Here is a 25,508-nt window from a genome sequence, read left to right as displayed (position 1 = left end):
TTTAAAACGCATTTGGGACTGATTGAATCAGATCGATGCTTTAACTCTTTATTGTAACGCGTATCTTATCCGAAAACCGTTTCACGCTGGACAACAGCAAAGTCTCTTGACCGCTAAGCCCATAAAATGGCCAATAGAGTCATGAGTTTTTTTCCAGATTCGCCCGACCGTCAGACAGAAAATAACGCGACCAATGTTGCGGAATATTCTGTATCGGAAATATCCGGTGCGCTGAAACGTACTGTTGAGGATACGTTCAGCCATGTGCGGGTGCGCGGCGAAATCTCCGGTTATCGCGGTCCGCACTCCTCAGGTCACGCTTATTTCGCCCTCAAGGATGAGCGCGCACGGATTGAGGCTGTGATCTGGCGCGGTTCCATGAGCCGCATTAAATTCCGGCCGGAAGAAGGTATGGAAGTGATTGCCACCGGCAAGCTCACCACCTATCCGGGCTCATCCAAATATCAGATCGTGATTGAGCAGATGGAGCCTGCCGGTGCCGGTGCACTAATGGCTTTGCTCGAAGAGCGTAAACAGCGGCTGGCACGTGAAGGACTGTTTGATGCAGACCGCAAGCAATTGCTTCCGTTTATGCCGCGCACAATCGGCGTTATCACCTCTCCGACCGGCGCGGTAATCCGCGATATTATTCACCGGATTACCGATCGTTTTCCTCTGCATGTACTGGTCTGGCCGGTTCGTGTGCAGGGCGAGACAACCGGAGAGGAAGTTTCCCGTGCCGTGGCCGGTTTCAACTCGGCCTATTTCGGCGAAGCGCTGCCCCGACCGGATATACTGATTGTTGCCCGTGGCGGCGGCAGTCTGGAAGACCTCTGGGGTTTCAATGATGAGAATGTAGTACGCGCAGTTGCGGCCTCCGATATTCCGGTTATCTCAGCCGTAGGACACGAAACCGACTGGACACTGATAGACCTCGCGGCAGATATGCGCGCCCCGACACCAACCGGCGCAGCAGAAATGGCCGTGCCGGTTCGCACAGATTTACAAGCGCAGCTTGCATCTTACAGTGCACGACTGGCATCAGCCATGACACGCCTGATCGACAGGCGGCGTGAATCCTATCGTGCTTTGCAAAGGGCATTGCCGTCGACCGATCAGCTGCTCGCTTTGCCGAGACGCCGCTTTGATGAAGCAGGCTCCAGACTGGGCCGTGCGCTGCTGGTCAGCACAGAGCAAAAACGTGCGCGTTTTGATGGTTTGAAGCGCCACCTCTCCCCGCGCCTGCTCAATCAACAGATCAGAGAGCGCCGCTTGCAGTTGCAACAGCTCAATCAGCGCCTGCCCAGAGGCCTGTCTCTCAAAACGCAGAACAGCCGCAACTTTCTGCGGCAGACATTATCAAGACTGACCGGCGAGCTGATCCTGCGCCGCTCCCGCCAATGGGCACTCAATATTGCCAATCTGCAACGGCGCGGCGATCAGGCCATGCGTCATAGCCTGCAGAAATACCGTACCCGCAGTCTGGAACTGACCCGCCTGATGGAAACCCTGTCCCATACAAGCGTTCTCAAGCGTGGCTTTGCTATTGTACTGAATGATCAGGGGCTGCCGGTTAAAGCGGCTGCCGCAGTGCAGACAGGCGAAAATCTGACACTGCGCTTTCATGACGGTGATCGCTCCGTCATTGCGGATGGTTCAGCGCCAGCTCCGGCAGTTCAGACACCAAAACCGCAATCTGCCGAACCGTCTGTCAAAGACAAGAAAACTAAAGCTCCGCGTGCCAAAGACAGCGGTCAGGGAACGCTTTTCTAAAATATATCCGGCATTCTATTCAGATTTATTTTTACTATTTCGCCCGTCACTAGCGGAAGAGACGCATTTCTATAGTTTTAATAGCGTAAAAAATAACATATATCTGCGACTTCAATCAGCGGGGGAGAGAAAGATTGAAGTATACAGGCATTATTACAGTCTTTACATCGCTTTCCGTGCTTACAGCATGCACAACAAGTGCAACACAGACGGACAAGCCCGTAGCCAGCCAAAATCAGCCAGTATCTGCAAGCAATGATACATCAAAACCGGCCAAACTGGTTGAGACCTATACGGCACATATCAGTGATCGTGATAAGATTGATGAAAAGGGCAAGCCCCTGAAAAATGCCCGCGATATTCTTCTTCAGGATCGTAAAAATTATTACGATTTCAATTTGCGCGATCAGGCTGACACGCCGAGCAATGTCTTTGCCAAAAAAGAAAATCGCTGGTCTGAAGGCAAAGAATTCTCAGAAATGAAATGGGAGCCCTCGAATGCGTCTGATCCTCAGCGCGGCTATCAATGGAAAATGCGTCGCGGGGTTGAATATCAGATATTTGAGGGAAATCCGGACGTGAAAATTCAGGTCTATGACGATGGCAATATCCACGTCGATCCGAGCCGGAACTATTAAGCAAAATCATACCGGACAAAAGCGGAGCATCTCCGCTTTTGTCAAAATAAAGACAAAACTGCTCTGCCTACAGATGAGGCATCAGATCGTAATCTATTGATGTGAAAGCGGGAAGTTTGGAATGGTACGGTCGAGTGGAGTTGAACCACTGACCTCAGGAGCCACAATCCTGCGCTCTAACCAACTGAGCTACGACCGCGTACCAATCCGGCAGTGAATCAATCAGGCTGCCGATAGGGGTCAGATACGTAAAATTATCGCATATTGCAAGCATATATCAAAAAAACTTTGTGAAAATATGATGCCTTACCGGATTATTACTCAGGATTTCATTCTGCCTGCCCGAAAAACCGGAAAACCAATGCGATGCTTTTATGTTTTCATCATGATTATGCCATGTAAACCCTGTATTTACCACTGATTAACCATAATGCGCCCTGACAGATGGAACCGCAGCAGGAGATTTTTATCCGCAAGTTTCATCAGACAGCGCTTTGCCCCTTGGGGACATTAACTAATAGTTAAGAAAGTGTTTGTCAGAACCGCCTGCTTTGTGGTGATAATGCCTGTAAATTCTCTGTCGGAACCCAAATTTTCCGATAACAGACAACAGCTTAAGACAGATCAAATCAGTTATTGGTCGGGTACGGAACTAAATATATGCAACAGCATCTGGATTTCATGGAGCTGATCCCTCTTTCCGGCATCCGTGCGGCTCTCGCAAGGGGAGACGCCATGCTGGTGCTGTCGCACGACCTGCAAACTGTTCTCTGGGCAAATGACAGCGGCGCCCTTCTTCTTGGCGAAGATGCGGCAGCCACACTTATCGGACAGGATGCAGATTTCAGCCCGCAGACACGGCGTCAGATTCTGGTTCTCGATCTTGACACAGAGGGTGCGAAAACAATTATGCTGCGTCTGGGCGGCGGTTTGCACTCAGCCTTGCAGCAATGCACTGTAACACCGCTGGCTGCTGTACATACTAATGAGCCGGTCATTCTCATGACTACAGCTGCAACAGATACAGCAAACAACATTATTCCGCCTCTGCCGCATCATCACCTGATGCAAGTGCAGGCAGACGGAGCCATTCTGAACAGCGATGTGCAGTTTGATGCCCTGAACATCAACAGCAACACTTTGGCTGATCTGATCGTTGAAGCGCAGGATGAAGCTGATGGTATTGTGCGCCGTCGTGTACGCGCAGGGCAAAGCACCCTGCCCGCAATGATGATCCGCCTTGACGATCAGAATGAACAGGCACCTTATCTCTTTATGGTTGAGAAAGTGCAGGATAGTGCAGTTTCACCTGCACCTGCACAGGATGCTGCTGAGGCTGTCGCAGTCGCTGACACAACAGAAACCACGCAAGACGATCCGGAGATTACTGCTCCTGCGGCTGAAGAAAGTGCTCCTGCACGGTTTATCTGGAAAGTAGATGCTGACAGCCGCTTTACGGAAATCTCACCGGAATTTGCAGCAATTGTCGGTGACAATGCCGCTGATATTATCGGCCGTAAATTCTCCGATGTGGCCAAAGTTTTCGGCTTTGATAATGACGGTGTTATTGCTGCCCTGTTGAAGCAGCAGGAAACATGGTCCGGCAAAAGAATTTTCTGGCCTGTGCAGGGTACAGATCAGCGCGTTCCTGTTGATCTCGCTGCACTGCCTGCTTTTGCACGCGACAAGGCTTTTTCCGGTTTCAGCGGTTTTGGTGTTCTCTATCCGTCTTTAACGGAGCAGGATCCTGAAGCTATTGGTATGGCGCTTATATCAGGGCCTGTCGTACCGGATGCACCTGCGCCCCAGACCGATGATGCGAAAAACGCGCCTCTTTCCAGCGAGAAAATCATTCTGATGGAAGCGCTGCGCGCCTCACAGAAGCGTCAGCAAGATACTGAGCCAGCCAGCGAGAATCTTCCCGCAGATAAGGCCAATATTATTGCGGAAATCCGCCCTGCCCGTCCGGAAAATGGCTTGTCGCCAACCGAGCGCAGTGCATTCCGCGAGATAGCCGACCGTCTGCGCCGTGAGGTTCTCCAGAAAACACCGAAATCTCAAACAACAGAGCAGCCTACTGCGGCAGATACCCCCGTACTTCCGCAGGCGGAGCCGGTTATTGCGGCTCCGCAGCTGCCTGTTGAAACCGCAGATATCCCTTATCCGCATGACACACAGCCTGCGAATCACAATCAGCATCACGAACAAGCCGGATCAAAACCGGCACAGGCTGATGCGGTATCGCAGGAAGATGAAGACCTGCATGTGCTGAGCGGTCTGCCGGTTCCGGTGCTGATCCACAGTGCTGACCGATTGCATTTTGCCAATCAGGCATTTTTTGACATGACCGGTTATAATTCGCTCGATGATCTGCGCCATGCCGGTGGCATTGACGCACTGTTTGCCCAGTCAGACGACAGCAATCTCAGCGGCATGATCCTGTGTCTCGCCGATGGCGGACATAAGATTGTTGAAGCCCATCTTCAGTCCGTTCCGTGGCAGGGTGCACGCGCTCTGATGCTGAGCCTGCTGCCGGAACTGGTGCTGAAAGCTGATAATGATGACGATATCAGCAAGCAGCCAAGCCGGTTAAAACTGGTCGATAGCATTGCAGCAGAGACTGCGCCGCAGGATAATGCCGTTCATCAGTTACAATCAGAACTGGCATTTCAGTCTGCCGAGCCAACAGAGCCAAAAACCGAAGATGCCGGAACGGTTAGCTCAACCGCGGACAATCGTGCGCAACCTGATTTTCATGCATTGCAAACTCAGATTGATGAACTGACATCCATTCTGGATACCGCCACAGACGGTGTGGTTATCATCGGACAGGACGGCAAAATCCGTTCGCTCAACCAGTCTGCGGCAGCGCTGTTCGGTTATGACATCAATGAATTGTCAGGCAAATCCTTCGCCGTTCTGTTTGCGATTGAAAGCCAGCGTGCAGCGATTGACTATATTCACGGACTTTCCGGCGACGGCGTTGCCAGCCTGCTCAATGACGGGCGGGAAGTGATCGGCCGTGAGGCGCAGGGACGTTTCATTCCACTGTTTATGACCATCGGCAAACTGCCTGCTTCCAAAGGCTATTGCGCGGTGATGCGCGATATTACGCAGTGGAAACGTGCGGAAGAGGAACTGACCTCAGCGCGTCAGGAAGCCGAGCGTGCATCGACCCATAAAACCGAGTTTCTGGCGCGGATCAGCCATGAAATCCGCACACCGCTGAATGCGATTATCGGCTTCTCCGAACTGATGGCGGAAGAGAAATTCGGCCCGATCGGCAATGACCGCTATCGTGAATATCTGCGTGACATTCACCGTTCAGGCAATCATGTGCTGGCGCTCGTCAATGATCTTCTGGATATTTCCAAAATTGAAGCCGGTGCGCTCGATCTGGAATTTGAAGCCGTAGCGCTTAATGATGCGCTGGCAGAAGCCGTCGCGCTGATGCAGCCTCAGGCCAATCGGGAGCGCGTGATTATCCGCTCCAGCTTCTCGGCCTTTTTGCCGGATATTGTGGCTGATGCCCGTTCGATCCGTCAGGTGGCACTCAATCTTCTGTCCAATGCAATCCGCTTTACCGGTCAGGGTGGTCAGGTGATTGTTTCAACCAGCTATGAGCCGGAAGGCCATGTGGTGATGCGTGTGCGCGATACCGGCATCGGCATGAACCAGAGCGAGCTGGAACAGGCGCTGAAACCTTTCCGGCAGGTCAGTAATCATAATAGCCAGACGCAAACCCTCAAAAATCCCGACACCAAAGACTGGCGTCAGCAAGGCACTGGCCTTGGCCTGCCTCTGACGAAAGCTATGGTGGAGGCAAACCGCGCGCAGTTCTCCATTGAATCTGCACCGGAACAGGGCACGACCGTGGAAATTACTTTTCCGCCGACCCGCGTTCTTGCGGAATGAGATCCAGAGCGGTTCCGGTTAAGTTTGGATCGTGGAACCGCTCTATCTCTTTGTGTTACGCATTATCCAACGCAAAACCGCTTCACACTTTTGCTGGAAATGCTGTAAATCATTTCAGCCTGATGTAATTTGTTACGTGATCGGAACACAATGAAGCTGATACGCCCCGTTCTGGCTGTTATCGTTATTTTAGCAGTGCTGTTTGTAGGGGCACTGGCAGCACTGCCTTATATTGTATCAACCGATTCCATACGGCTGCATCTGGCTCAGAATATCAGTGCATGGACGGGCTACAGCGTCGAAATACGTCAGCCGCCACGTATGAGTTTCTTCCCGGTCTTTCGTGCTTCGCTCAGCGATGTCACTGTCAGCAAAATGGGCGACACCAATACGCCGTTTATGGCTGCGGAACGCATTGAAGTGGAAATGTCGCCGCTTGATGCCTTGTTCGGGCGTGTTGCCTTTACTGAAACCCGTCTCATCAATGCGCATTTCGCTCTGAGTGAGCCGGTGGAAGACCTGCCGCAATTTGTGAATACACTGGCCTCATCTTCCGGTCGTCTTGGCCTTGCCATCCGGCAGGCGCGCAATGTGACAGCACGTAAAACGGACAGCGATCAGCAAAGCGACAAGCAGTTGCAAACCATGCCTTTCGGCAGGCTGGTTCTGGAAAACAGCAGTATCGGCTTCACAACCCGTAATACCGAACGTCAGGAACAAATCAGCAAGATCAATGCCAGTATCGACTGGCCGCAGACAACCAGCGCGGCAACAGTCAAAGGCAAAGCTGTCTGGCATGATGAAACTGTGGACTATAATCTGAATGTTGCGCAGCCGCTTTTGTTGCTGGCGCGCGGCATGAGCCAGATGAGCGCACAGATAACCAGCAAACCGCTGACCATCAGCTTTGACGGGCGCAGCAATATTTCTGAAAACATCTTCACGGAAGGTGCGTTCAGCCTGTCCAGCCCGTCGCTCAGCGAAAGCCTGCATTGGGTGGGCCTGTCATCCGATGCCAGCTACTCCCTGCGCGCTACAGCGGATGATGCTTTCAGCATTGAAACCAATGTCAGCGCTACACCGCTGCGCATTAAATTGTCCGACATTGTGCTCAACCTCAACAATATGCCGGCCAAAGGTGCTGCGGAAATCGGCTTCGGCAAACAGCGGCCCGTGGTGACCGGCACTCTGGCTTTCCAGACCTTGAATGCTGTTTCTTTCTTTCACACTGTCACCACACTGGTTACAAAAGTCAGTGAGGATGAAGAGGCAAAAAATTACGGCGGTTATCGCTATGCCCCGCCACGCATGATTGACACGCGGCTGCTGAACAGCGCCGATCTGGATATTCGCCTCTCTGCACAGAATGCCAGTATCGGTGCCGCGCAGATGACCGGTCTTGCTGCTGCTTTGCAAATTCGTGATGGACAGGCAATCTTCGATATTGGCGATGCCAAGGCCTTTAAAGGTTCTATCCAGACCAGTATCAAACTGTCTCAAACCGAAGACGGACAGGACAATATCGGTGTTCGCCTCAACGCGGCCAATATTGACAGTGCTGCATTTCTGACAGCTCTCGGTTTGAATGATCCGATTTTGAGTGGTCAGGGCAATCTCTCAGCGACAGCTGAAACCTCGCCGCAAAGCCTGCAAAGCATGTTGCGCAATGCACGCGGGCAAATCAGCTTCACGCTGAATAATGGCCGGATGCTGGGTTTCGACCTCAATGACTTCATTGCCAAAATGAAAAGTGAGGGCTTCTTTGCCTTGCAACGCCGCGACAAAGTCAGCCTTGATTTCAAGCGTCTCGATGTCAAAGCCTCGCTTGGCGATGGGGTGGCCACACTGGAAACCACCAAAGCCGAGACCATGCAGGGCACTTTATCACTGACCGGCATTATCCCTCTGACCGACCGCAGTTTGGCGCTGTCCGGTACATTGACCCTGCCGCAACCGGCAAAAGAAGCCGCGGATACACCGGCAGATAGTGGTGAAGCAACGCCGCCTGCTCCTGTTGCTACACCGGAAACCACAGAACTGACGGTAACAGAGCCACTCGTCCCACCAGCAGAAAATCTGCACTTCTTTGTCGGCGGCTCATGGGACAGACCGTTTATCTCACCATCGAAATAAACAAAAAGCCGGTGCATCATAGGATGCACCGGCTTTTTAATTCGTATTCTGGAAAAGATCAGCCGAGGCGGAAAGCTGCCTGCTCATCACGCTGGCGCTGTACCACGCGGCGTTTATTGACGACCGAAGCGATAATCACGCCGGTAGCCACCAAACCGATCAGCAAGGTACAGACCGCATTGATCTCCGGTGTTACGCCCAGACGCACCTGACTGTAGATTTTCATCGGCAGCGTTGTAGCACCCGGCCCCGACGTGAAGCTCGCAATCACCAGATCATCCAATGACAAAGTGAAAGCCAGCATCCAGCCGGAAACCACCGCAGGCAGAATAATCGGCAGGGTGATTTTCATAAAAGTTGTCACCGGCGGCGCACCGAGATCCATCGCCGCTTCTTCCAGTGAACGGTCAAAACTCACCAGACGCGACTGCACAACCACCGCCACAAAACACATGGCAAAGGTGATATGCGCCAGTGTCACTGTCCAGAAGCCGCGGTCAAAACCGACAGCCACAAACAGCAACAGCAAGGACAGGCCGGTAATCACTTCCGGCATTACCAGCGGCGCATAGATCATACCGGAGAACAGGGTACGACCGCGAAAACGCGTATAGCGGGTCAAAGCCAGAGCACCCAAAGTGCCAAGAATGGTGGCAATCGTGGCCGACAATACGCCGACACGCAGGGTTACCCATGCAGCATCTTTAAGCCCCTGATTGTTGAAAAGCTCGACATACCATTTGACCGAGAAACCCGACCAGACCGTCACCAGACGCGATTCATTGAAGGAATAAATCACCAGCAGCACAATCGGCAGATAGAGAAAGGCAAAGCCCAGCACCACCGAGACAATATTAAAACGTGACCAGGATGTTGTGTTCATTATTTGCCACTCCCCTCGGCACGGGTCTGCATCTTCTGGAACAGCACAATCGGAATAACCAGAATAACCAGCAGCACCACTGCCACGGCAGCCGAAACCGGCCAGTCACGGTTGGAGAAAAACTCGCTCCACAGGGTCTTACCAATCATCAATGTGCTGGAACCACCAAGCAGATCAGGGATCACGAACTCACCGATTGCCGGAATGAAAACCAGCATCGATCCGGCGATCACACCTGGTAAAGCCAGCGGAAATGTGATTTTCCAGAAGGCTTTCAGCGGTGTGCAACCGAGATCCTGTGCCGCTTCAATCAGTGAATAATCCATCTTTTCCAGTGCGGAATAGATCGGCAATACCATGAACGGCAAGTAGGAATAGACGATACCGATATAGATCGCTGTATCCGTATTCAGGATCGTCAGCGGCGTGTCGATAATATTCAGCGACATCAGAAACTGGTTGAGCAGGCCTTCCGGTTTCAGGATCGCAATCCACGCATAAACGCGGATGAGGAATGATGTCCAGAATGGCAGGATCACCAGCATCAGCAAGGTCGGGCGCAATGTCAGCGGTGCGCGCGCCATGCCATAAGCCAGCGGAAAACCGATCAGCAGCGCTAAAAAGGTCGAAACGGCAGCAATCTTTACGCTCGACAAATAGGCTTTGTAATAGAGCGAATCCTGTGTCAGCCAGATATAGTTTTCGAAAGAAAACTGCTGGATTTTCTGCCAGATGACACTTAAGCCATCGCTCCAGAAAAAGCGCGGATCATAGGCAGGGATCGCCATCGCCACCTGCGACAGCGAAATTTTAAAAACAATGAAGAACGGGATCAGGAAAAACAAACCGAGCCAGATATAAGGCACGGCGATCACCGCTCTGGAAGCAATAGCTGCAATTATTTTTTGCATGGACTACCCCTCAATTCTTTAGAGCATAATTCCTTAAACTTGAAACAGTTTTAGATGAAATTATGCTCTAGTTTTAAAGTGTTAGAGCGACCTTTGTGCGCCTATCGGGCGCACGGCGCTCTAATGACGCGCATTTATCCGAAAACCGCTCACACTTTTCGGAATGCGCTTTTGGTGATCAGGCAACCAGAACCATACCGGCATCATCTTCAAACGACACCCAGACCTGTTCATCATAACCCAGCGGATCTTCAGTGCGTCGCACTGAGTTCATGCTGGAGGCCTTGATGGTGCGGCCATTCGGTAAACGCACATGGAACACGTTCATATCGCCGAAATAAGCGATATCCCAGAGTTCACCCTGCAAGGCATTGATCGACGCATCTTCCGGCTTCTCGCGGCTGATAGTGATTTTCTCAGGGCGGATCGCATACCAGACCTTCTGACCGGCATGCAGATCTTTACCGGTTTTGGTGCGGATGGCGACATTGTTTGCCGGACTGTCAATATCCGCTTCACCATTGGCAAAACGGCTGACCTCGCCCTCAATAATATTAATATTGCCGATGAAGTCGGCCACAAATTTGCTGCTCGGCGCCTCATAGACTTCGGCCGGTGTCGCCACCTGCATGATCTGGCCTTTATCCAGCACGGCGATACGGTCAGCCATGGTCATCGCTTCTTCCTGATCGTGGGTGACGATCAAAAAGGTCAGACCGAGATTCATCTGCAAATCCATCAGCTCAAACTGGGTTTCTTCGCGCAGCTTCTTATCCAGCGCGCCCAGCGGCTCATCCAGCAGCAAAACTTTCGGCCGCTTGGCCACAGCGCGCGCCAAAGCTACACGCTGACGCTGACCACCGGAAAGCTGATGCGGCTTGCGCTTGGCATATTTCTCCAGCTTCACCAGTTTCAGCATATCGTTCACACGATCTGCCATTTCGGACTTGGCCATGCCGTCCTGCTTCAGACCGAAAGCAATATTCTGCTCAACAGTCATATGCGGGAACAAAGCATAGGACTGGAACATCATATTCACAGGACGTTTATAGGGAGGAATGCCGCGCATATCCTGCCCGTCCAGCATGATACGGCCGGAAGTCGGCTCTTCAAAACCCGCCAGCATACGCATCAAAGTGGATTTACCGCTGCCCGATGCGCCCAGCAGCGCAAAAAACTCGCGGTTAAAAATATTCAGCGACAGATCATCAATCACCGTCACATCGTCGAATTTTTTGACGATGTTTTCGAATGAAATATAGGGCTTGGCTGCCGGATCGTTCCAGGGTGAGAACTTGCGGCGGAAACTACCAAAAGATTTCATGCTGTTCCCCTCATATTGCGGGTCTTGTAAGCCTTAAACATATTTGAAATGTCGCGGATAAAATTCCGGAAACCTGTGCATCCGGTTTGTGGTGCTTGTTACAGGCCGTAAAACAAACGGGGCATTTGCCCCGTTTGTTCCCTGATCTGCTTAGTGACCTGTCACAATCTTGGTCCAGGTGCGGGTTGCCATCTGGTTGATTTTCGGCGGGTAAGGCATCGGAACGAAGAGCTGTTTCATCACTTCTTCACTCGGATAAACCGCCGGATCATTGAGCAGTTCCTTGTCGATGAATTCCTGCGAAGCCTTGTTGCCATTGGCGTAGAACACATAGTCTGAGGCCTTGGCGATCACTTCAGGACGCATGATATAATTAATAAATTCATGCGCTTCTTCAACATGTTTGGCATCTGCCGGAATGGCCATCTGGTCAAACCACATCAGAGCGCCCTCTTTCGGAATGGAATAGCCGATTTCCACGCCGTTTTTGGCTTCTTCTGCACGGTCGCGTGCCTGAAAAATATCACCGGAATAGCCGACAGCCATGCAGATATCGCCATTGGCCAGCGCATTAATATATTCAGACGAATGGAATTTACGGATATTCGGACGGATGCTCAGATAAAGTTCTTCCGCCTTGGCGAAGCTTTCAGCGGTCGGGTTATTGGTGTCAAAGCCCAGATAATGCAGCGCCGGACGCAGCATTTCACTGCCTGAATCCAGCAGATAAATACCGCAATCTTTCAGCTTTGCCGAATTTTCAGGCTTGAACAGCACATCCCAGCTATCGATTTCGTCAACACCAAGCGCTTCCTTGATCTTAGCTTTGTTGTAACCGATCCCTGTGGTGCCCCACATATAGTTGACCGAATATTCATTGCCCGGATCATAAGCGACGGTGCGTTTGGTGATCTCATCCCACATATTTTTCAGGTTCGGCAGTTTGTCTTTATCCAGTTTCTGGAAAACACCTGCCGGAATCTGACGGCCCATAAATTCAGCGGAAGGCACAACAATGTCATAACCGCTGCCACCGGCCAGCAATTTTGTCTCAAGGATTTCGTTGGAATCATACACGTCGTAAACGACTTTGATGCCGGTTTCCTTGGTGAAATCTTTCAGGATGGAATCATCAATATAATCAGACCAGTTATAGATGTTCAGCACGCGCTCCTGCGCAGCAGCCGGCAGAACAGGCAGCAGCGCGGCAAGTGCCACACAGCTGGCAGAAACATATGAAAGCAAATGGGCTTTGATCTTCATCAGTCACTCCGTCCAGAAAGCTTTATGGGGCAAAAGCCTTGCAAGCCAAATCATCCCTCACACATTGCCCTTCAATGTGCATTCTCCGTTACCTTTTGAGATTAATTTGCTTTCGTCAACGGAAAGATGACGCTTAAACCGCATAGCGCCGATTATTTGAATTTAATGAACACAATTTTAAACTTTGTGTGTCCTTCAGGGCGCACCAAGAGGTATTTTATCCGGCCAGAACGGGTGCCAGCGAACCGGGATATAAGCCTTATCTTTCAAAGATATGCCACACAGAAACCATGAAAGGCAAAATGCCCGAATCTCCCCCCGCTCTAAATTTTAATTTTACGCATTTTCCTACGCATCGTAGCGGGAAAAGAAATCAGTCCGGCGAACTGATTTTCCTGCGAAGGCGCTACACACTTTTGCTGGAAATGCTCCGCCCCTTTACTGGAAGTCATAGGCAGAGAAACCTGACACCATTTCATCCAGCGCCAGCGGGCGGGTGAGCGGTGGTTCGGCACGGGCAAGGCAAGCCTGCCTCTCACATAAACGACAGGCCGTACCAACCGGACTGACAGCCGAGCCGGAAGACATGCCCGCCAGATATGCAGCATAGACCGTATCCTGCGCCGCAGATGCATCACAGCCCAGCATCAGCGCTGTCCGGCGCGGCTGTTCGCCAAAGCCTGTTTGCGGTCCTTCAACCGTGCGGCTGATGGTCAGATATTGCGTTTTATCCGGCAGTTCCACCTGCTCCGCCAGATATTGCTGCGGATGGGAAAAAGCATTGTAAACCTGCAATTTCGGACAGGCACCGCCAAAACGCGCCTGCGGAAAACCCTGCGCCCCGAAATGGCGCAAACGATTTCCGGCCTGATCGATCTCCTGCAAGAAGAAAGCAATGCCGGAAGCGCCTTGTTTTTGCAGCGTGGTCAGACGACACGCCACCTGTTCGAAAGACACATTGAAACGCGAGCGAAGCACATCAATGTCATATTTTGCACGCTGCGCCGCCTCGCGAAACGGCGTATAGGGCATCATCAATGCATGAGCTGCATAGCGCAAAAGCTCAAAACGCGCGATGCGCTTGGCCTCCGCAGAGCTCAGCTTCAAATCTTCCAGCTCGGCTCCGATCACCACCTGCATGCGGATAGAAGCAGCTTCCATGGCAATCTCGCGTGTCTGGTCAAAGATCGACAGACGTTCGGAAATAAACAGCCGCAATGAGTGGCGGTCATAACGCCGCCGCCAGTTCGGCATAGTCGCGGCGGGCAATGTACGCACGATAATCGACTGCTCACGTTTCAGCCATTGTTTAAGTGCAACAGCCAGCCCGTCCTCCGATTTCAGCAGGCGATTAAAACTATCTGCCTCCGCTTCAATCCGCTCGAAATAATGCGGCTTGCGCGCCAGCACTTCACGCACTTCGTCCAATGGCAGACGTGTCGGCGAAAGGCTCAGTGCTTTGCCCTCGCGCACCATCATATCAGACAGGTCGGTGAGACGCTTTTGCTGCTCACGATAGGCGCGGAATAATTTCAGTACGCCCGCAGCCGCATTGGGCGCGGCCTCGCAAATATCAATCAGCTCCTGATCACCCGGCAATTCACCTGCCAAAAGCGGCTCGGAAAACACTTCTTTTAATCCGGCCAGCACGGAGCCGGTTTCTTCCTGTAACTGATCCAGATCAACTTTATAGACCGAGGCCAGCTTCAGCAGCAGCTGTACCGTTAACGGCCGCTGATTACGCTCAATCAGATTGAGATAGGATGGCGAGATCCCCAAATCTTCAGCCATCGCAACCTGTGTCAGCGCCCGCTCATTGCGGATACGCCGGATACGCGCACCGGCAAATATTTTACGTTCTGCCACAGGCCTACCCCCTCCAAGAAACAACCGGATTTACCGGATCTGTAAAGAATGTGACTAATTCCTATGATTTGTCAAATTTACAAAATTTACAAATTTACAAACCCACATTGTCAAAATACACACAGCATAACCCGAATAAAATGCTGATATAACGCATTTTTCTAGCCACCGAACTCAGCATCTGTAAATCTGGTCACAGACAAAACAAACATTCAATTCAAAATCTGATGACACGGTTTTACAGGATATCTAATCATGACTGATTTTTACAATCTGGTTCCATCCGCACCAAAAGGCCGCTTTGACGGCTTGCAGCGCTCGCATACTGCTGAAGATGTAAAGCGCCTGCGCGGTTCGGTTGAAATCCGCTACAGTCTGGCTGAAATGGGCGCTAACCGTCTGTGGAAACTCGTTCATGAGGAAAATTTCGTCAATGCACTGGGCGCTCTCTCCGGCAATCAGGCGATGCAGATGGTTCGTGCAGGCTTGCAGGCCATTTACCTCTCCGGCTGGCAGGTTGCGGCGGATGCCAATACCGCTTCCGCAATGTATCCGGATCAGTCACTCTATCCGGCCAATGCGGCACCGGAACTGGCCAAGCGCATCAACCGCACTTTGCAGCGCGCCGACCAGATTGAAACCGCAGAAGGCAAAGGCCTGTCCGTAGACACATGGTTTGCGCCGATTGTTGCTGATGCAGAAGCAGGTTTCGGCGGCCCGCTGAATGCTTTTGAAATCATGAAGGCTTTCATTGAGGCTGGTGCTGCCGGTGTTCACTTTGAAGACCAGCTGGCTTCGGAAAAGAAATGCGGCCATCTCGGCGGCAAGGTTCTGATCCCGACGGCTGCCCATATCCGCAACCTGAATGCCGCACGTCTTGCCGCTGACATTATGGGTACGCCGACACTGGTTATCGCCCGTACCGATGCGGAAGCCGCCAAGCTGCTGACCTCGGATATTGATGAGCGCGATCAGCCATTTGTTGATTATGACAAGGGTCGCACTGTTGAAGGCTTCTACCATGTGAAGAACGGTCTTGAACCATGTATTGCCCGCGCTGTCGCCTATGCTCCGCATTGCGATCTGATCTGGTGCGAAACTTCGAAACCCGATCTGGAACAGGCGCGTAAATTTGCCGAAGGCGTGCATAAGGCACATCCCGGCAAGCTGCTGGCCTATAACTGTTCGCCGTCGTTCAACTGGAAGAAGAATCTCGACGACGCCACGATCGCCAAATTCCAGCGTGAGCTGGGTGCGATGGGCTACAAGTTCCAGTTCATCACACTGGCTGGTTTCCATCAGCTCAATTTCGGCATGTTCGAACTGGCACGCGGCTACAAAGACCGTCAAATGGCAGCCTATTCGGAATTGCAGGAAGCAGAATTTGCGGCAGAAGCTAATGGCTACACTGCAACCAAACACCAGCGCGAAGTTGGCACAGGCTATTTCGATGCTGTCTCCATGGCGATCACCGGCGGCCAGTCTTCAACAACGGCCATGAGTGAATCGACCGAACATGACCAGTTCCGCCCTGCTGCCGAATAAGCAGAAGACGGATCAGCAGAGCAGGACTCCAGTCAACTCTGCATGACAGCCATCCGTAGCCGGTTTCTCTCCTTCACCCAGCCTTATGGCACCCTTCCGGCTACGGATATTCACCTCAAACGCAACTTCAGCTCACGACCTGACTATAACCCAAGGATAAAGACCATGATGACCAAACCACAGGTTAAAGAACGGGCCGAAGAACAAGCTTCGGCTATGACAGAAGACCAGAAGGCTGCAATCCGCATGCTGGCCAACGATCTTCACCGCCTCAACCATGCTGTTATGAAAGCCGTTGATGCAGGCGTATCCGTTGAGTTGGTGCGCTCCGCCCGCCATCATGGCGGCGAAGGCCAGTGGGGTGATCTGCTGACACCGGTTGTTGTAACCCGCAGTTAAGCTCAACAGCCTTCGCCACCATGCACTTTTTAATTGCATGCCTGCGGCAATGCGGGACGGCGAAGGCCAGTGGGGTGACCTGCTGACACCAGTTGTTGTAACCCGCAGTTAAACTTTACAGTTTTCCTAAGCATCCTCCTATTGCCCTGCCGTTTTAAGGCGGCAGGGCAGCATCCAGATTTCTCAGGTCCGGCTCCATCCCCCCCCAACCACCCTTCCCGCATTTCCTCAGGGTCGTTATTTCTGATGGGGCCGCACAATCGCAGGCTGCTCTGATATCATGACTGATTACCTTGCATTATCCTCAAATTTTCCAAGGTATTTCCGGGCAGCCTGCGTATTTCAAAAGCGATTATTTTCCGTAGTTCCCGCCAAAAAATATTTTTGACAACAGGACTTACGCTTACACACACAAATGCTACTCTGTTTGTTAAAGGTCACATGAGAAGCTATAGTGACCTTAACGTAAACAGCTATCCGGTGATTAATGCCTGTCACACCTACTGAGAAGAAAAAACCGCGCAAAACTGTACGCCGCGGCACACCAGCCTATGTCAAGTCGCTGCGCGGCGTCAAAAACTGGAAAGAAGCTTCTGAATGGCTGGCATGGCGCGATATTGAAGATATTGAATGCATCACCCCCGATCAGGCCGGTGTTGCCCGCGGCAAGATGATGCCGTCCAAAAAATTCATCTCCAATTCCACACTGGCTTTGCCATCCGCTGTCTTTATGGTCACGATTTCCGGTGACTATCCGGATGATGGTCACGGTTTCGTCTATCCGGAGGATGACGGCGATTTGCGCCTTGTCGCCGATCTCTCAACCCTCACCGTTGTACCGTGGGAATCTGACCCGACGGCGCAGGTTCTGTGCGACCTCGTTTATCAGGACGGTCGCGTAGCAGAGTTTACCCCGCGCAATGTGCTGAAGCGTGTGGTCGATGAATATGCCAAACTCGGCCTCAAGCCGGTTGTAGCGCCGGAAATCGAATTCTATCTGGTACGCAAAAATCCCGATCCCGATTATCCACTCACTCCGCCGGTTGGCCGCTCAGGTCGCGCTATTGGCGGCGGCCAGGGCTACTCTATTGCCGGCGTCAACGAATTCGACGAACTGATTGACGATATTTATCATTTCTCCGAAGCGCAGGGGCTGGAGATTGATACGCTGATCCACGAAGAAGGTGCCGGTCAGCTGGAAATCAACCTGCGCCACGGTGATCCGATTGAACTGGCCGATCAGGCTTTCATGTTCAAGCGCACCATCCGTGAAGCAGCACTCAAACATGATATGTATGCGACTTTCATGGCCAAGCCTATTCAGGGTCAGCCGGGTTCTGCCATGCATATTCACCAGTCTATTGTCGATAAAAAGACCGGCAAGAATATCTTCAGCAATGAGGATGGCACCGAGAGCGAAGCATTTTATCACTTCATCGGCGGCATGCAGAAACATGTGCCGAATGCCTTGGTGATGTTTGCGCCTTATGTGAATTCCTATCGTCGCCTGACACCGGATGCCTCTGCGCCGGTCAATGTCAAATGGGGCTATGATAACCGCACCACCGCCCTCCGCGTACCACGTTCTGATCCGCAGGCACGACGTGTGGAAAACCGCATTCCGTCTTCCGATGCCAATCCTTATCTGGCGCTGGCAGCTTCGCTTGCCTGTGGCCTGATCGGACTGAAAAACAAGATCATGCCGGATGCACCTGTTGCTACATCCGTCAACCGCAATGAGGTGGAACTGCCGCGCGGTCTGATCGAGGCAGTCAACTTGTTTGAAGAAGATGCGGAACTGAAATCTCTGCTCGGCGAAAGTTTTGCCACCACCTATGCCGCGATCAAACGCGCAGAGTTTGAGACTTTCATGGAAGTGATCAGCCCGTGGGAGCGGGAATATCTGCTGCTCAACGTATAATATTCCTTCCGGCATATTGCTTTTAATCAATGTGCCGGAACAATTTCTGCCGAAATATACGTCTTACATTCTTTTGCTCTCCGACATACAGGCACCCAATGCAGCAGCCACAGCATTATCAGAGCCCGATTTCTCCAGGACTGTCATGGTATGAGGCAAGTATCAGTGAACGACCGCAATATCCGCAGTTTGACGGCTCGCAGCAAACTGATGTCGTTATTATCGGCGGTGGCTATACCGGCCTGTCCGCGGCCTATCATCTGGCGGTTCAGGGCATTAAAGTCGTGTTATTGGATGAAGCGCGTTTCGGTGACGGCGCATCGGGGCGCAATGGCGGACAGCTGAATACCGGCCAGCGCTGCGGTGCGGAAGATCTGGAAAAGCAATATGGTTTCGACCATGCAAAGGCGCTTTTTGATCTGGCGGAAGAAGCCAAACATCATCTTTTAAGCTTTGCTGTGCAGCATAATATCGACATGGAATATGTGCAGGGGCACATGTCCGTGACGCATAAACAGCGCTATGACAAACAATATAAAGCCCATAGCGAAATTATGGCCACGCGCTTCAACTATCCGCATCTGCGCTATATGGAGCGCGATGAGGTTGCCGAAAAGCTCGGTTCAAAACGCTATTTCGGCGGCACCTATGACAGCGGTACCGGCCATATCCATCCGCTCAAATTATTGATCGGTCTGGCGAGAACCGCGTCTCAGGCCGGCGCAAAGCTCTTTGAGAACAGCAAAGCCACCGGCATTACCTCATCCAATGGCCGTGTAATCGTCAAAACTGCACGCGGCATCATCAATGCGGAAAAAGCCCTGATCGCAGTCAATGCCTATGGCGGCAATCTGGAGCCGGTCAGCGCAGCCCATGTGATGCCGATCCGCTCGTTTATCGGCGCGACTGTGCCGCTGGATGATACATGCCGCGTTTTACCGGGTGGTGAATCCGTCGACGACTCCCGTTTTGTGGTGCGTTATTTCCGTCGCTCCAAAGACGGGCGGCTGCTATTTGGCGGACGCGAAGCCTACACGGCCGATAATCCGCGTGACATTACCACCCATATCCGCCGCCAGATTACGGAAATCTATCCGCAACTCCAAGATATTGAGATCACGCATAGCTGGGGTGGCTCGGTTGGCATTACGATGCCGCGTCAGCCTTTTGTGCGCGAGGTTATGCCCAATGTCATCAGCGCAGGCGGCTATTCCGGCCATGGCGTGATGCTCGCCAATTTTATGGGTAAACTCTATGCCGAGACGGTGACCGGCAATCGCGAACGCCTGCGTCAGTTTGAAATGCTGAAAGTACCGGCATTTCCGGGCGGTCGCACATTCCGTGCACCGCTGCTTTTCCTAGCGCTCTCATGGTTTGCCATGATGGATCGCATATAAACCACTAATCAATGACAACAGCCCGCCGGTTATGTGTAACCGGCGGGCTGTTTTTATTTTACAGGCTGTAGCCGCCATCCACATCAACAGATGTACCGGTGACAAATGCGGCTTCATCACTGGCCAGCCACAGAGCGGCATTGGCAATATCATCCGGCTTAGAGAAGCGCCCGAGAGGAATGGAAGCTTTGAGCGCTTCACGAGCATCCGGCGTATCCTGACCGAGGATCAGTTTCAGTGTTTCGGTTTCACTCTCCACAGGACAAATTGCATTGACGCGGATTTTATCATCGGCCAGTTCCAGCGCCATGGATTTCGTCGCGCTCATCACCCAGCCTTTGGATGCATTATACCAGGTCAGACCTTTACGCGGATGCTGTGCACCGATGGACGCTGTGTTGATAATCGCACCGCCGCCCAGCTTACGCATAACCGGCACAACTGCCAGCGTGGACAGATACAGCGCCTTCATATTCACAGCTGTAATCAAATCAAAACTATCTTCCGGCACATCAGTCAGCAGCATGTTTTTATAAGCAAAACCGGCATTATTGACCATAATATCAAGACGGCCGAATTGCTGCAGCGTCACCCCGACCAGCCGTTCAACATCATCTTTCCGCGATACATCCACAGCAAGCGGCACAGCACTTTTACCGATAGAACTTGCAACATCATTGGCACGTTTCGGATTAATATCGGCAACGGTTACTTTCGCGCCCTCCAGCGCAAAACGACGGGCAATTGCCTCACCAAAGCCAGAACCGGCGCCGGTCACAATAGCCACTTTATCTTTCAATCGTGCCATACTCTTCTCCAGAAACTTTCATTACAATGCAAATCAGTCACTCCAATGCATAAAGCATTTCAGACCTTAAGGGAATCTTGCAGGAGAAAGCGCCGGTTTTCTGTTTGCTCAGGTATAAGTACCCGTAAAATTAACATTTTTAAATCGATTTAAAAAGTCACTATTGTCAACGCTGTTATTTCGCTAGATTATAATGCAAATCACTGCTTCGACCATCGTTCCGTTCCCGGACCAAATCCCACCACTTTCTCTCCATATCCTGATATATTCTTTGAACTCATCAGGAAAACGCGAATAAAGAGACAGGTTCATGACCAGCCAGACAATTCCGGTAGAGCCCTTTGACTGCATCGTTTTCGGCGGTTCAGGCGATCTTGCCGAACGTAAACTGATCCCCGCTTTATACCAGCGCCAGCGTGCCGGACAGTTCAGCGAACCGACCCGTATTATCGGTGCATCCCGCAGTGAAATGGGCGATGCCGAATATCGTGAATTTGCCCGTAATGCCATTCATGAACACGTCAAAAAAGACGAGATTGATGAAGCGCAGATCGAACAGTTTCTGCAGCGCATTTCCTATGTGGCAGTTGATGCCAAGTCCGATCAGGGCTGGCCTGCACTGAAAAAACTCATCAAGACCAAACCGGCGGATATCCGCGCTTTTTATCTTGCTGTCAGCCCGAGCCTGTTCGGCGATATTGCCCAGCGTTTGCAGAGCAATGATCTCATCAGCGATCATACGCGCATCGTCGTTGAAAAGCCGATTGGTCGTGATCTAGCATCCGCGCAAATCCTCAATGACACGATCGGCAGTGTTTTCCGCGAAGACCAGATTTTCCGTATCGACCATTATCTCGGCAAAGAAACCGTGCAAAACCTGATGGCGCTGCGTTTTGCCAATGCGCTTTATGAGCCGCTTTGGAACTCCGCCCATATTGATCATGTGCAGATTACCGTTGCGGAAGCTGTCGGTCTTGAAGGGCGTGCAGGCTATTACGACACAGCCGGCGCGCTGCGCGATATGGTACAGAACCATATTCTGCAATTGCTGTGCCTTGTCGCCATGGAGCCGCCGGCTTCACTGGAAGCCGATGCTGTGCATGATGAAAAAGTTAAAGTGCTGCGCTCGCTCACACCTATTACTGCCGACAATGCGCAGGAAAATACTGTACGCGGCCAGTATCGCGCCGGCGCTTCTGCAGGCGGGCCGGTTAAATCTTATCTCGACGATCTGGAAAGCACTACCAGCAATACCGAAACCTTTGTGGCGCTGAAAGCCGAGATCGGCAACTGGCGTTGGGCAAATGTGCCGTTTTATCTGCGCACCGGCAAAAGACTGGCCGAACGCGTTTCAGAAATCGTGGTGACATTCAAACCTATTCCCCACTCGATCTTTGAAAGCAGTGCAGGGCAGATTATTGCCAATCAGCTGGTTATCCGCCTGCAGCCGGACGAAGGTGTGAAACAGTGGATCATGATTAAAGATCCGGGTCCGGGCGGTATGCGTCTGCGTCATATTCCGCTGGATATGAGCTTTGCGGATTCTTTTGACGAGCGTAATCCGGATGCCTATGAGCGGCTGATTATGGATGTCGTGCGCGGCAACCAAACGCTGTTCATGCGCCGCGATGAGGTTGAAGCCGCGTGGCGCTGGATTGACCCTATTCTGGAAGCCTGGGAGAGCAATGAACAGAAAGTTCAGGGCTATACATCCGGCACATGGGGGCCTTCCGGCTCTATCGCCCTGATCGAGCGTGACGGCCGCACATGGCATGATAGTCTCTGACCAACAGATACTATAACCGTAATAAAATTTGAGGCCGGAGCACCGCTAAAAAGGCAGGAAATGAATACCGTCTGGGGCGGTATTCTGTATAAAGATACAAAATGACTGCACCACACCCCACATAGGGGTGTAAAGGCGCAGAAACACTGATGGAGACTGACATAACCAATATTGAAAGGCATGATTTTGCAGAGCCATCCGCTTTGGCGCTGCAATTAGCCGGAACAATCGCGGATCAACTGAATAAAGCAATCGCGGCCAAAGGACAGGCCGTACTCGCTGTATCCGGCGGCACAACGCCGGTACAATTGTTTGAGGCGCTCTCCATGCAGGATGTGGCATGGAAACAGGTTACGATTACTCTTGTCGATGAACGTTTTGTAGCGCCGGACAATGACCGTTCGAATGAGAAACTGGCGCGCGAACATCTTTTGCAGAACAAGGCGGCGCAGGCCGTTTTTGTCAGTCTTTATATTCCTGCCCAGACAGCCAGTGTTGCTGCTGTCACTGCGGCAAACCGCATTGATGCCCTGCCGAAACCTTTTGACGTCGTGGTTCTCGGCATGGGCAATGACGGCCATACAGCCTCTTTCTTCCGTGGCGGCAGCAGGCTGGATCAGGCCATTGATCCGACAACCCGTGCTGTTGTGCTGCCAATGCAGGCCGAAGGCGCAGGCGAACCGCGTCTGACCCTTACCCTGCCGGTGATTGCAAATGCCGACCTGCTGATCCTGCATATTGAAGGGCAGAAGAAACTGGCTGTTCTGGAAGAAGCATTGGCCAGTGATTTCAGCGAAGCAGATATTAATCTGATGCCCGTGCGTGCTGTTTTTGCCCATGCAAAACAAGCCGTACAGCTTTACTGGGCGCCATAACCCAAATTGATTACTGCATTATCCGCTCATTCTCCGTTGATATACGGCCGGAGAATGAGCCGCATTGTGCTTCCTTTCTCCCCTGTCCATTCCCGTGCGCTTTATAGACGCATCAGCCTTTTTCCACTCTTTCGCTATACTTACTTTCCGTATATTAAAACATTTATTAAATCGGTTTAAATATTAATGCGCATGACCGGTTTCTGACCGGTACGGGAGACTGAAATGACCGTGAATCAAACCCTGCAGGCGATTACAAGCCGGATTATCGAGCGCTCCCGCCCGACCCGTGAAGCCTATCTGGGGCGGATCAGTGAAGCTGCATCACGAAAGCCTGTGCGTACTGCGCTTGGTTGCGCCAATCTGGCTCATGGTTTTGCGGCCTGCGGCCCTTCCGACAAAGCGGGACTGGCAGGCGATCAACTGCTCAATATCGGCATTATCACCGCCTATAATGATATGCTTTCTGCGCATCAGCCATTTGAGACATTTCCGCAGCTTATCAAACAGGCAGCGCGTGAAGCAGGCGGTATTGCACAGGTTGCCGGTGGCGTGCCTGCAATGTGTGACGGTGTTACGCAAGGTTTTGCGGGCATGGAACTGTCACTATTCTCCCGTGATGTTATTGCCATGGCCACTGCCGTTGGCCTGTCCCATGATATGTTTGACGCTGCCGTCTATCTCGGCGTGTGCGACAAGATTGTGCCGGGGCTGGTGATCGGCGCCCTTACCTTTGGTCATTTGCCTGCGATTTTCATTCCGGCAGGGCCTATGACATCCGGCCTGCCAAATGATGAAAAAGCCCGCATCCGCCAGCTTTATGCGGAAGGCAAAGTCGGTCGTGCAGAATTGTTGGAATCCGAGTCCAAATCCTATCACGGCCCCGGCACCTGCACTTTCTATGGCACAGCCAACTCCAATCAGATGTTGATGGAAATCATGGGACTACATATTCCGGGTTCATCCTTCATCAATCCGAATACGCCATTGCGCGATGCGATGACCAAGGAAGCCGCCAAGCGCGCTTTGCAGATCACCGCCTGCGGCAATGATTATACGCCGGTCGGCGCAATGCTGGATGAGCGTTCTTTTGTCAATGGTGTTGTTGGCCTCAATGCCACCGGCGGCTCCACCAACCATACCATCCATCTGATTGCCATGGCCGCCGCTGCAGGCATCAAACTGACATGGCAGGATATATCCGATATTTCGGCTGCTGTGCCGCTGCTTGCCCGCGTCTATCCGAATGGGCTTGCCGATGTGAACCACTTCCATGCGGCAGGCGGCATGGGCTATCTGATCCGTGAATTGCTGGATGCCGGTCTGCTGCACGAAGATGTCCGTACCGTCTGGGGCGAAACTTTGCGCGACTATACGATTGAACCGGCGCTCAATGCAGATGGTACGATTGCACGCAACCCTGCCCCTGAAGTGAGTGCTGATGCAAAAGTTCTGGCCAAAGCCAACGCGCCTTTCCAGCCGGATGGCGGTATCAAAGTACTGAGCGGTAATATTGGCAGCGCGATCATTAAAGTTTCGGCCGTCAAGCCGGATCGCCATGTGATTGAAGCGCCTGCGAAAATCTTCCACGATCAGTCGGAAATGCAGGATGCTTTCAAGGCAGGTAAGCTCGAAGGTGATTTCATCGCCGTTGTCCGTTATCAGGGACCGAAGGCTAATGGTATGCCGGAACTGCACAAGCTGATGACTGTGCTTGGCATTTTGCAAGATCGCGGACAGCGCGTGGCACTTGTGACCGACGGCCGTCTTTCCGGCGCATCCGGCAAAGTGCCTTCCGCCATTCATGTCACACCGGAAGCCCTTGATAATGGTATGATTGCGAAAATTCAGGAAGGCGACATTATCCGCCTTGATGCCGTGCAAGGCACCCTGTCTGTCCTGCTGAGCGGGGATGAATTGCAATCGCGCAACATTGAAACACCCGATCTCACCCGTAATCATTTCGGTATGGGACGGGAATTGTTCTCCGCATTCCGGCACATTGCAGGCCATGCAGATCAGGGCGCATCAGTATTTTAAAAGGTAACAAAAAACGGCGCGATCAAAATGA

Annotated in this window: 17 protein-coding genes and 1 tRNA gene; 11 read left to right on the top strand and 7 right to left on the bottom strand. The window is 52.1% G+C overall.

All coding sequences use genetic code 11. The annotated features are described in order from the left end of the window. Positions 1-141 precede the first annotated feature (141 nt). Entirely contained in the window at positions 142-1,773 is a 1,632-nt protein-coding gene (gene xseA, locus K1X45_RS13875) for an exodeoxyribonuclease VII large subunit (RefSeq protein ID WP_220159189.1), read from the top strand. A 134-nt stretch (positions 1,774-1,907) separates the two neighbouring features. Beyond that, a complete protein-coding gene (locus K1X45_RS13870) occupies positions 1,908-2,411 on the top strand; it encodes a hypothetical protein (protein WP_220159188.1) in 504 nt (167 codons plus the stop codon). A 122-nt stretch (positions 2,412-2,533) separates the two neighbouring features. Here K1X45_RS13870 and K1X45_RS13865 read toward each other — a convergent pair. Then, positions 2,534-2,610, bottom strand: a tRNA-His gene (locus K1X45_RS13865). A gap of 461 nt (positions 2,611-3,071) precedes the next feature. Here K1X45_RS13865 and K1X45_RS13860 point away from each other — a divergent pair. Together K1X45_RS13860 and K1X45_RS13855 are read left to right on the top strand one after the other, a co-directional pair. Beyond that, on the top strand, positions 3,072-6,326 hold the full coding sequence (locus tag K1X45_RS13860) for an ATP-binding protein (RefSeq protein ID WP_220159187.1): 3,255 nt from the start codon (positions 3,072-3,074) through the stop codon (positions 6,324-6,326). Positions 6,327-6,476: 150 nt separating this feature from the next. Further along, complete coding sequence (locus K1X45_RS13855; RefSeq protein ID WP_220159186.1) at positions 6,477-8,459, top strand: AsmA family protein; 1,983 nt, start codon at positions 6,477-6,479, stop codon at positions 8,457-8,459. Positions 8,460-8,517: 58 nt separating this feature from the next. Here K1X45_RS13855 and K1X45_RS13850 read toward each other — a convergent pair whose 3' ends face one another. The 5 genes from K1X45_RS13850 to K1X45_RS13830 all read right to left on the bottom strand — a co-directional run bounded on the left by K1X45_RS13850 (position 8,518) and on the right by K1X45_RS13830 (position 14,706). Next, positions 8,518-9,342, bottom strand: coding sequence for an ABC transporter permease (locus K1X45_RS13850; RefSeq protein ID WP_022710506.1), 825 nt, complete (start codon positions 9,340-9,342; stop codon positions 8,518-8,520). After that, on the bottom strand, positions 9,342-10,253 hold the full coding sequence (locus K1X45_RS13845; protein ID WP_022710505.1) for an ABC transporter permease subunit: 912 nt from the start codon (positions 10,251-10,253) through the stop codon (positions 9,342-9,344). The genes K1X45_RS13850 and K1X45_RS13845 overlap by 1 nt, the downstream gene beginning before the upstream one ends. A gap of 178 nt (positions 10,254-10,431) precedes the next feature. After that, positions 10,432-11,577, bottom strand: a complete 1,146-nt coding sequence (locus tag K1X45_RS13840; RefSeq protein WP_116086931.1) for an ABC transporter ATP-binding protein — start codon at positions 11,575-11,577, stop codon at positions 10,432-10,434. A 150-nt stretch (positions 11,578-11,727) separates the two neighbouring features. After that, positions 11,728-12,840 carry a polyamine ABC transporter substrate-binding protein gene (locus K1X45_RS13835; protein WP_022710503.1) on the bottom strand — a complete coding sequence of 371 codons (1,113 nt, stop codon included), beginning with the start codon at positions 12,838-12,840 and terminating at the stop codon, positions 11,728-11,730. A 438-nt stretch (positions 12,841-13,278) separates the two neighbouring features. Then, positions 13,279-14,706 carry a short-chain fatty acyl-CoA regulator family protein gene (locus tag K1X45_RS13830; protein WP_220159185.1) on the bottom strand — a complete coding sequence of 476 codons (1,428 nt, stop codon included), beginning with the start codon at positions 14,704-14,706 and terminating at the stop codon, positions 13,279-13,281. A gap of 255 nt (positions 14,707-14,961) precedes the next feature. Between K1X45_RS13830 and aceA the strand changes: the two genes are divergently transcribed. From aceA to K1X45_RS13810, 4 genes are all read left to right on the top strand, one after another. Then, on the top strand, positions 14,962-16,251 hold the full coding sequence (gene aceA, locus K1X45_RS13825) for an isocitrate lyase (protein WP_220159184.1): 1,290 nt from the start codon (positions 14,962-14,964) through the stop codon (positions 16,249-16,251). A 165-nt stretch (positions 16,252-16,416) separates the two neighbouring features. Then, a complete protein-coding gene (locus tag K1X45_RS13820; RefSeq protein ID WP_022710500.1) occupies positions 16,417-16,650 on the top strand; it encodes a hypothetical protein in 234 nt (77 codons plus the stop codon). Positions 16,651-17,137: 487 nt separating this feature from the next. Further along, complete coding sequence (locus tag K1X45_RS13815) at positions 17,138-18,571, top strand: glutamine synthetase family protein (protein WP_116086925.1); 1,434 nt, start codon at positions 17,138-17,140, stop codon at positions 18,569-18,571. A 98-nt stretch (positions 18,572-18,669) separates the two neighbouring features. Then, entirely contained in the window at positions 18,670-19,968 is a 1,299-nt protein-coding gene (locus tag K1X45_RS13810; protein WP_220159183.1) for an FAD-binding oxidoreductase, read from the top strand. A gap of 58 nt (positions 19,969-20,026) precedes the next feature. Here K1X45_RS13810 and K1X45_RS13805 read toward each other — a convergent pair whose 3' ends face one another. Further along, on the bottom strand, positions 20,027-20,776 hold the full coding sequence (locus tag K1X45_RS13805; protein WP_220159182.1) for a glucose 1-dehydrogenase: 750 nt from the start codon (positions 20,774-20,776) through the stop codon (positions 20,027-20,029). 310 nt (positions 20,777-21,086) lie between these two features. Between K1X45_RS13805 and zwf the strand changes: the two genes are divergently transcribed. From zwf to edd, 3 genes are all read left to right on the top strand, one after another. Next, positions 21,087-22,562, top strand: coding sequence for a glucose-6-phosphate dehydrogenase (zwf, locus tag K1X45_RS13800; protein WP_151158426.1), 1,476 nt, complete (start codon positions 21,087-21,089; stop codon positions 22,560-22,562). A gap of 149 nt (positions 22,563-22,711) precedes the next feature. Next, entirely contained in the window at positions 22,712-23,437 is a 726-nt protein-coding gene (gene pgl, locus K1X45_RS13795) for a 6-phosphogluconolactonase (protein WP_220159181.1), read from the top strand. Between the two features lie 225 nt (positions 23,438-23,662). After that, positions 23,663-25,477, top strand: coding sequence for a phosphogluconate dehydratase (edd, locus tag K1X45_RS13790; protein ID WP_220159180.1), 1,815 nt, complete (start codon positions 23,663-23,665; stop codon positions 25,475-25,477). The last annotated feature ends 31 nt before the right edge of the window (positions 25,478-25,508 follow it).

The organism is Pseudochrobactrum sp. Wa41.01b-1, from assembly GCF_019464455.1.
GTDB lineage: Bacteria > Pseudomonadota > Alphaproteobacteria > Rhizobiales > Rhizobiaceae > Pseudochrobactrum > Pseudochrobactrum saccharolyticum.
Note: the sequence above shows the minus strand (reverse complement) of the source record. Positions and strands in the feature narration are given on the sequence as shown.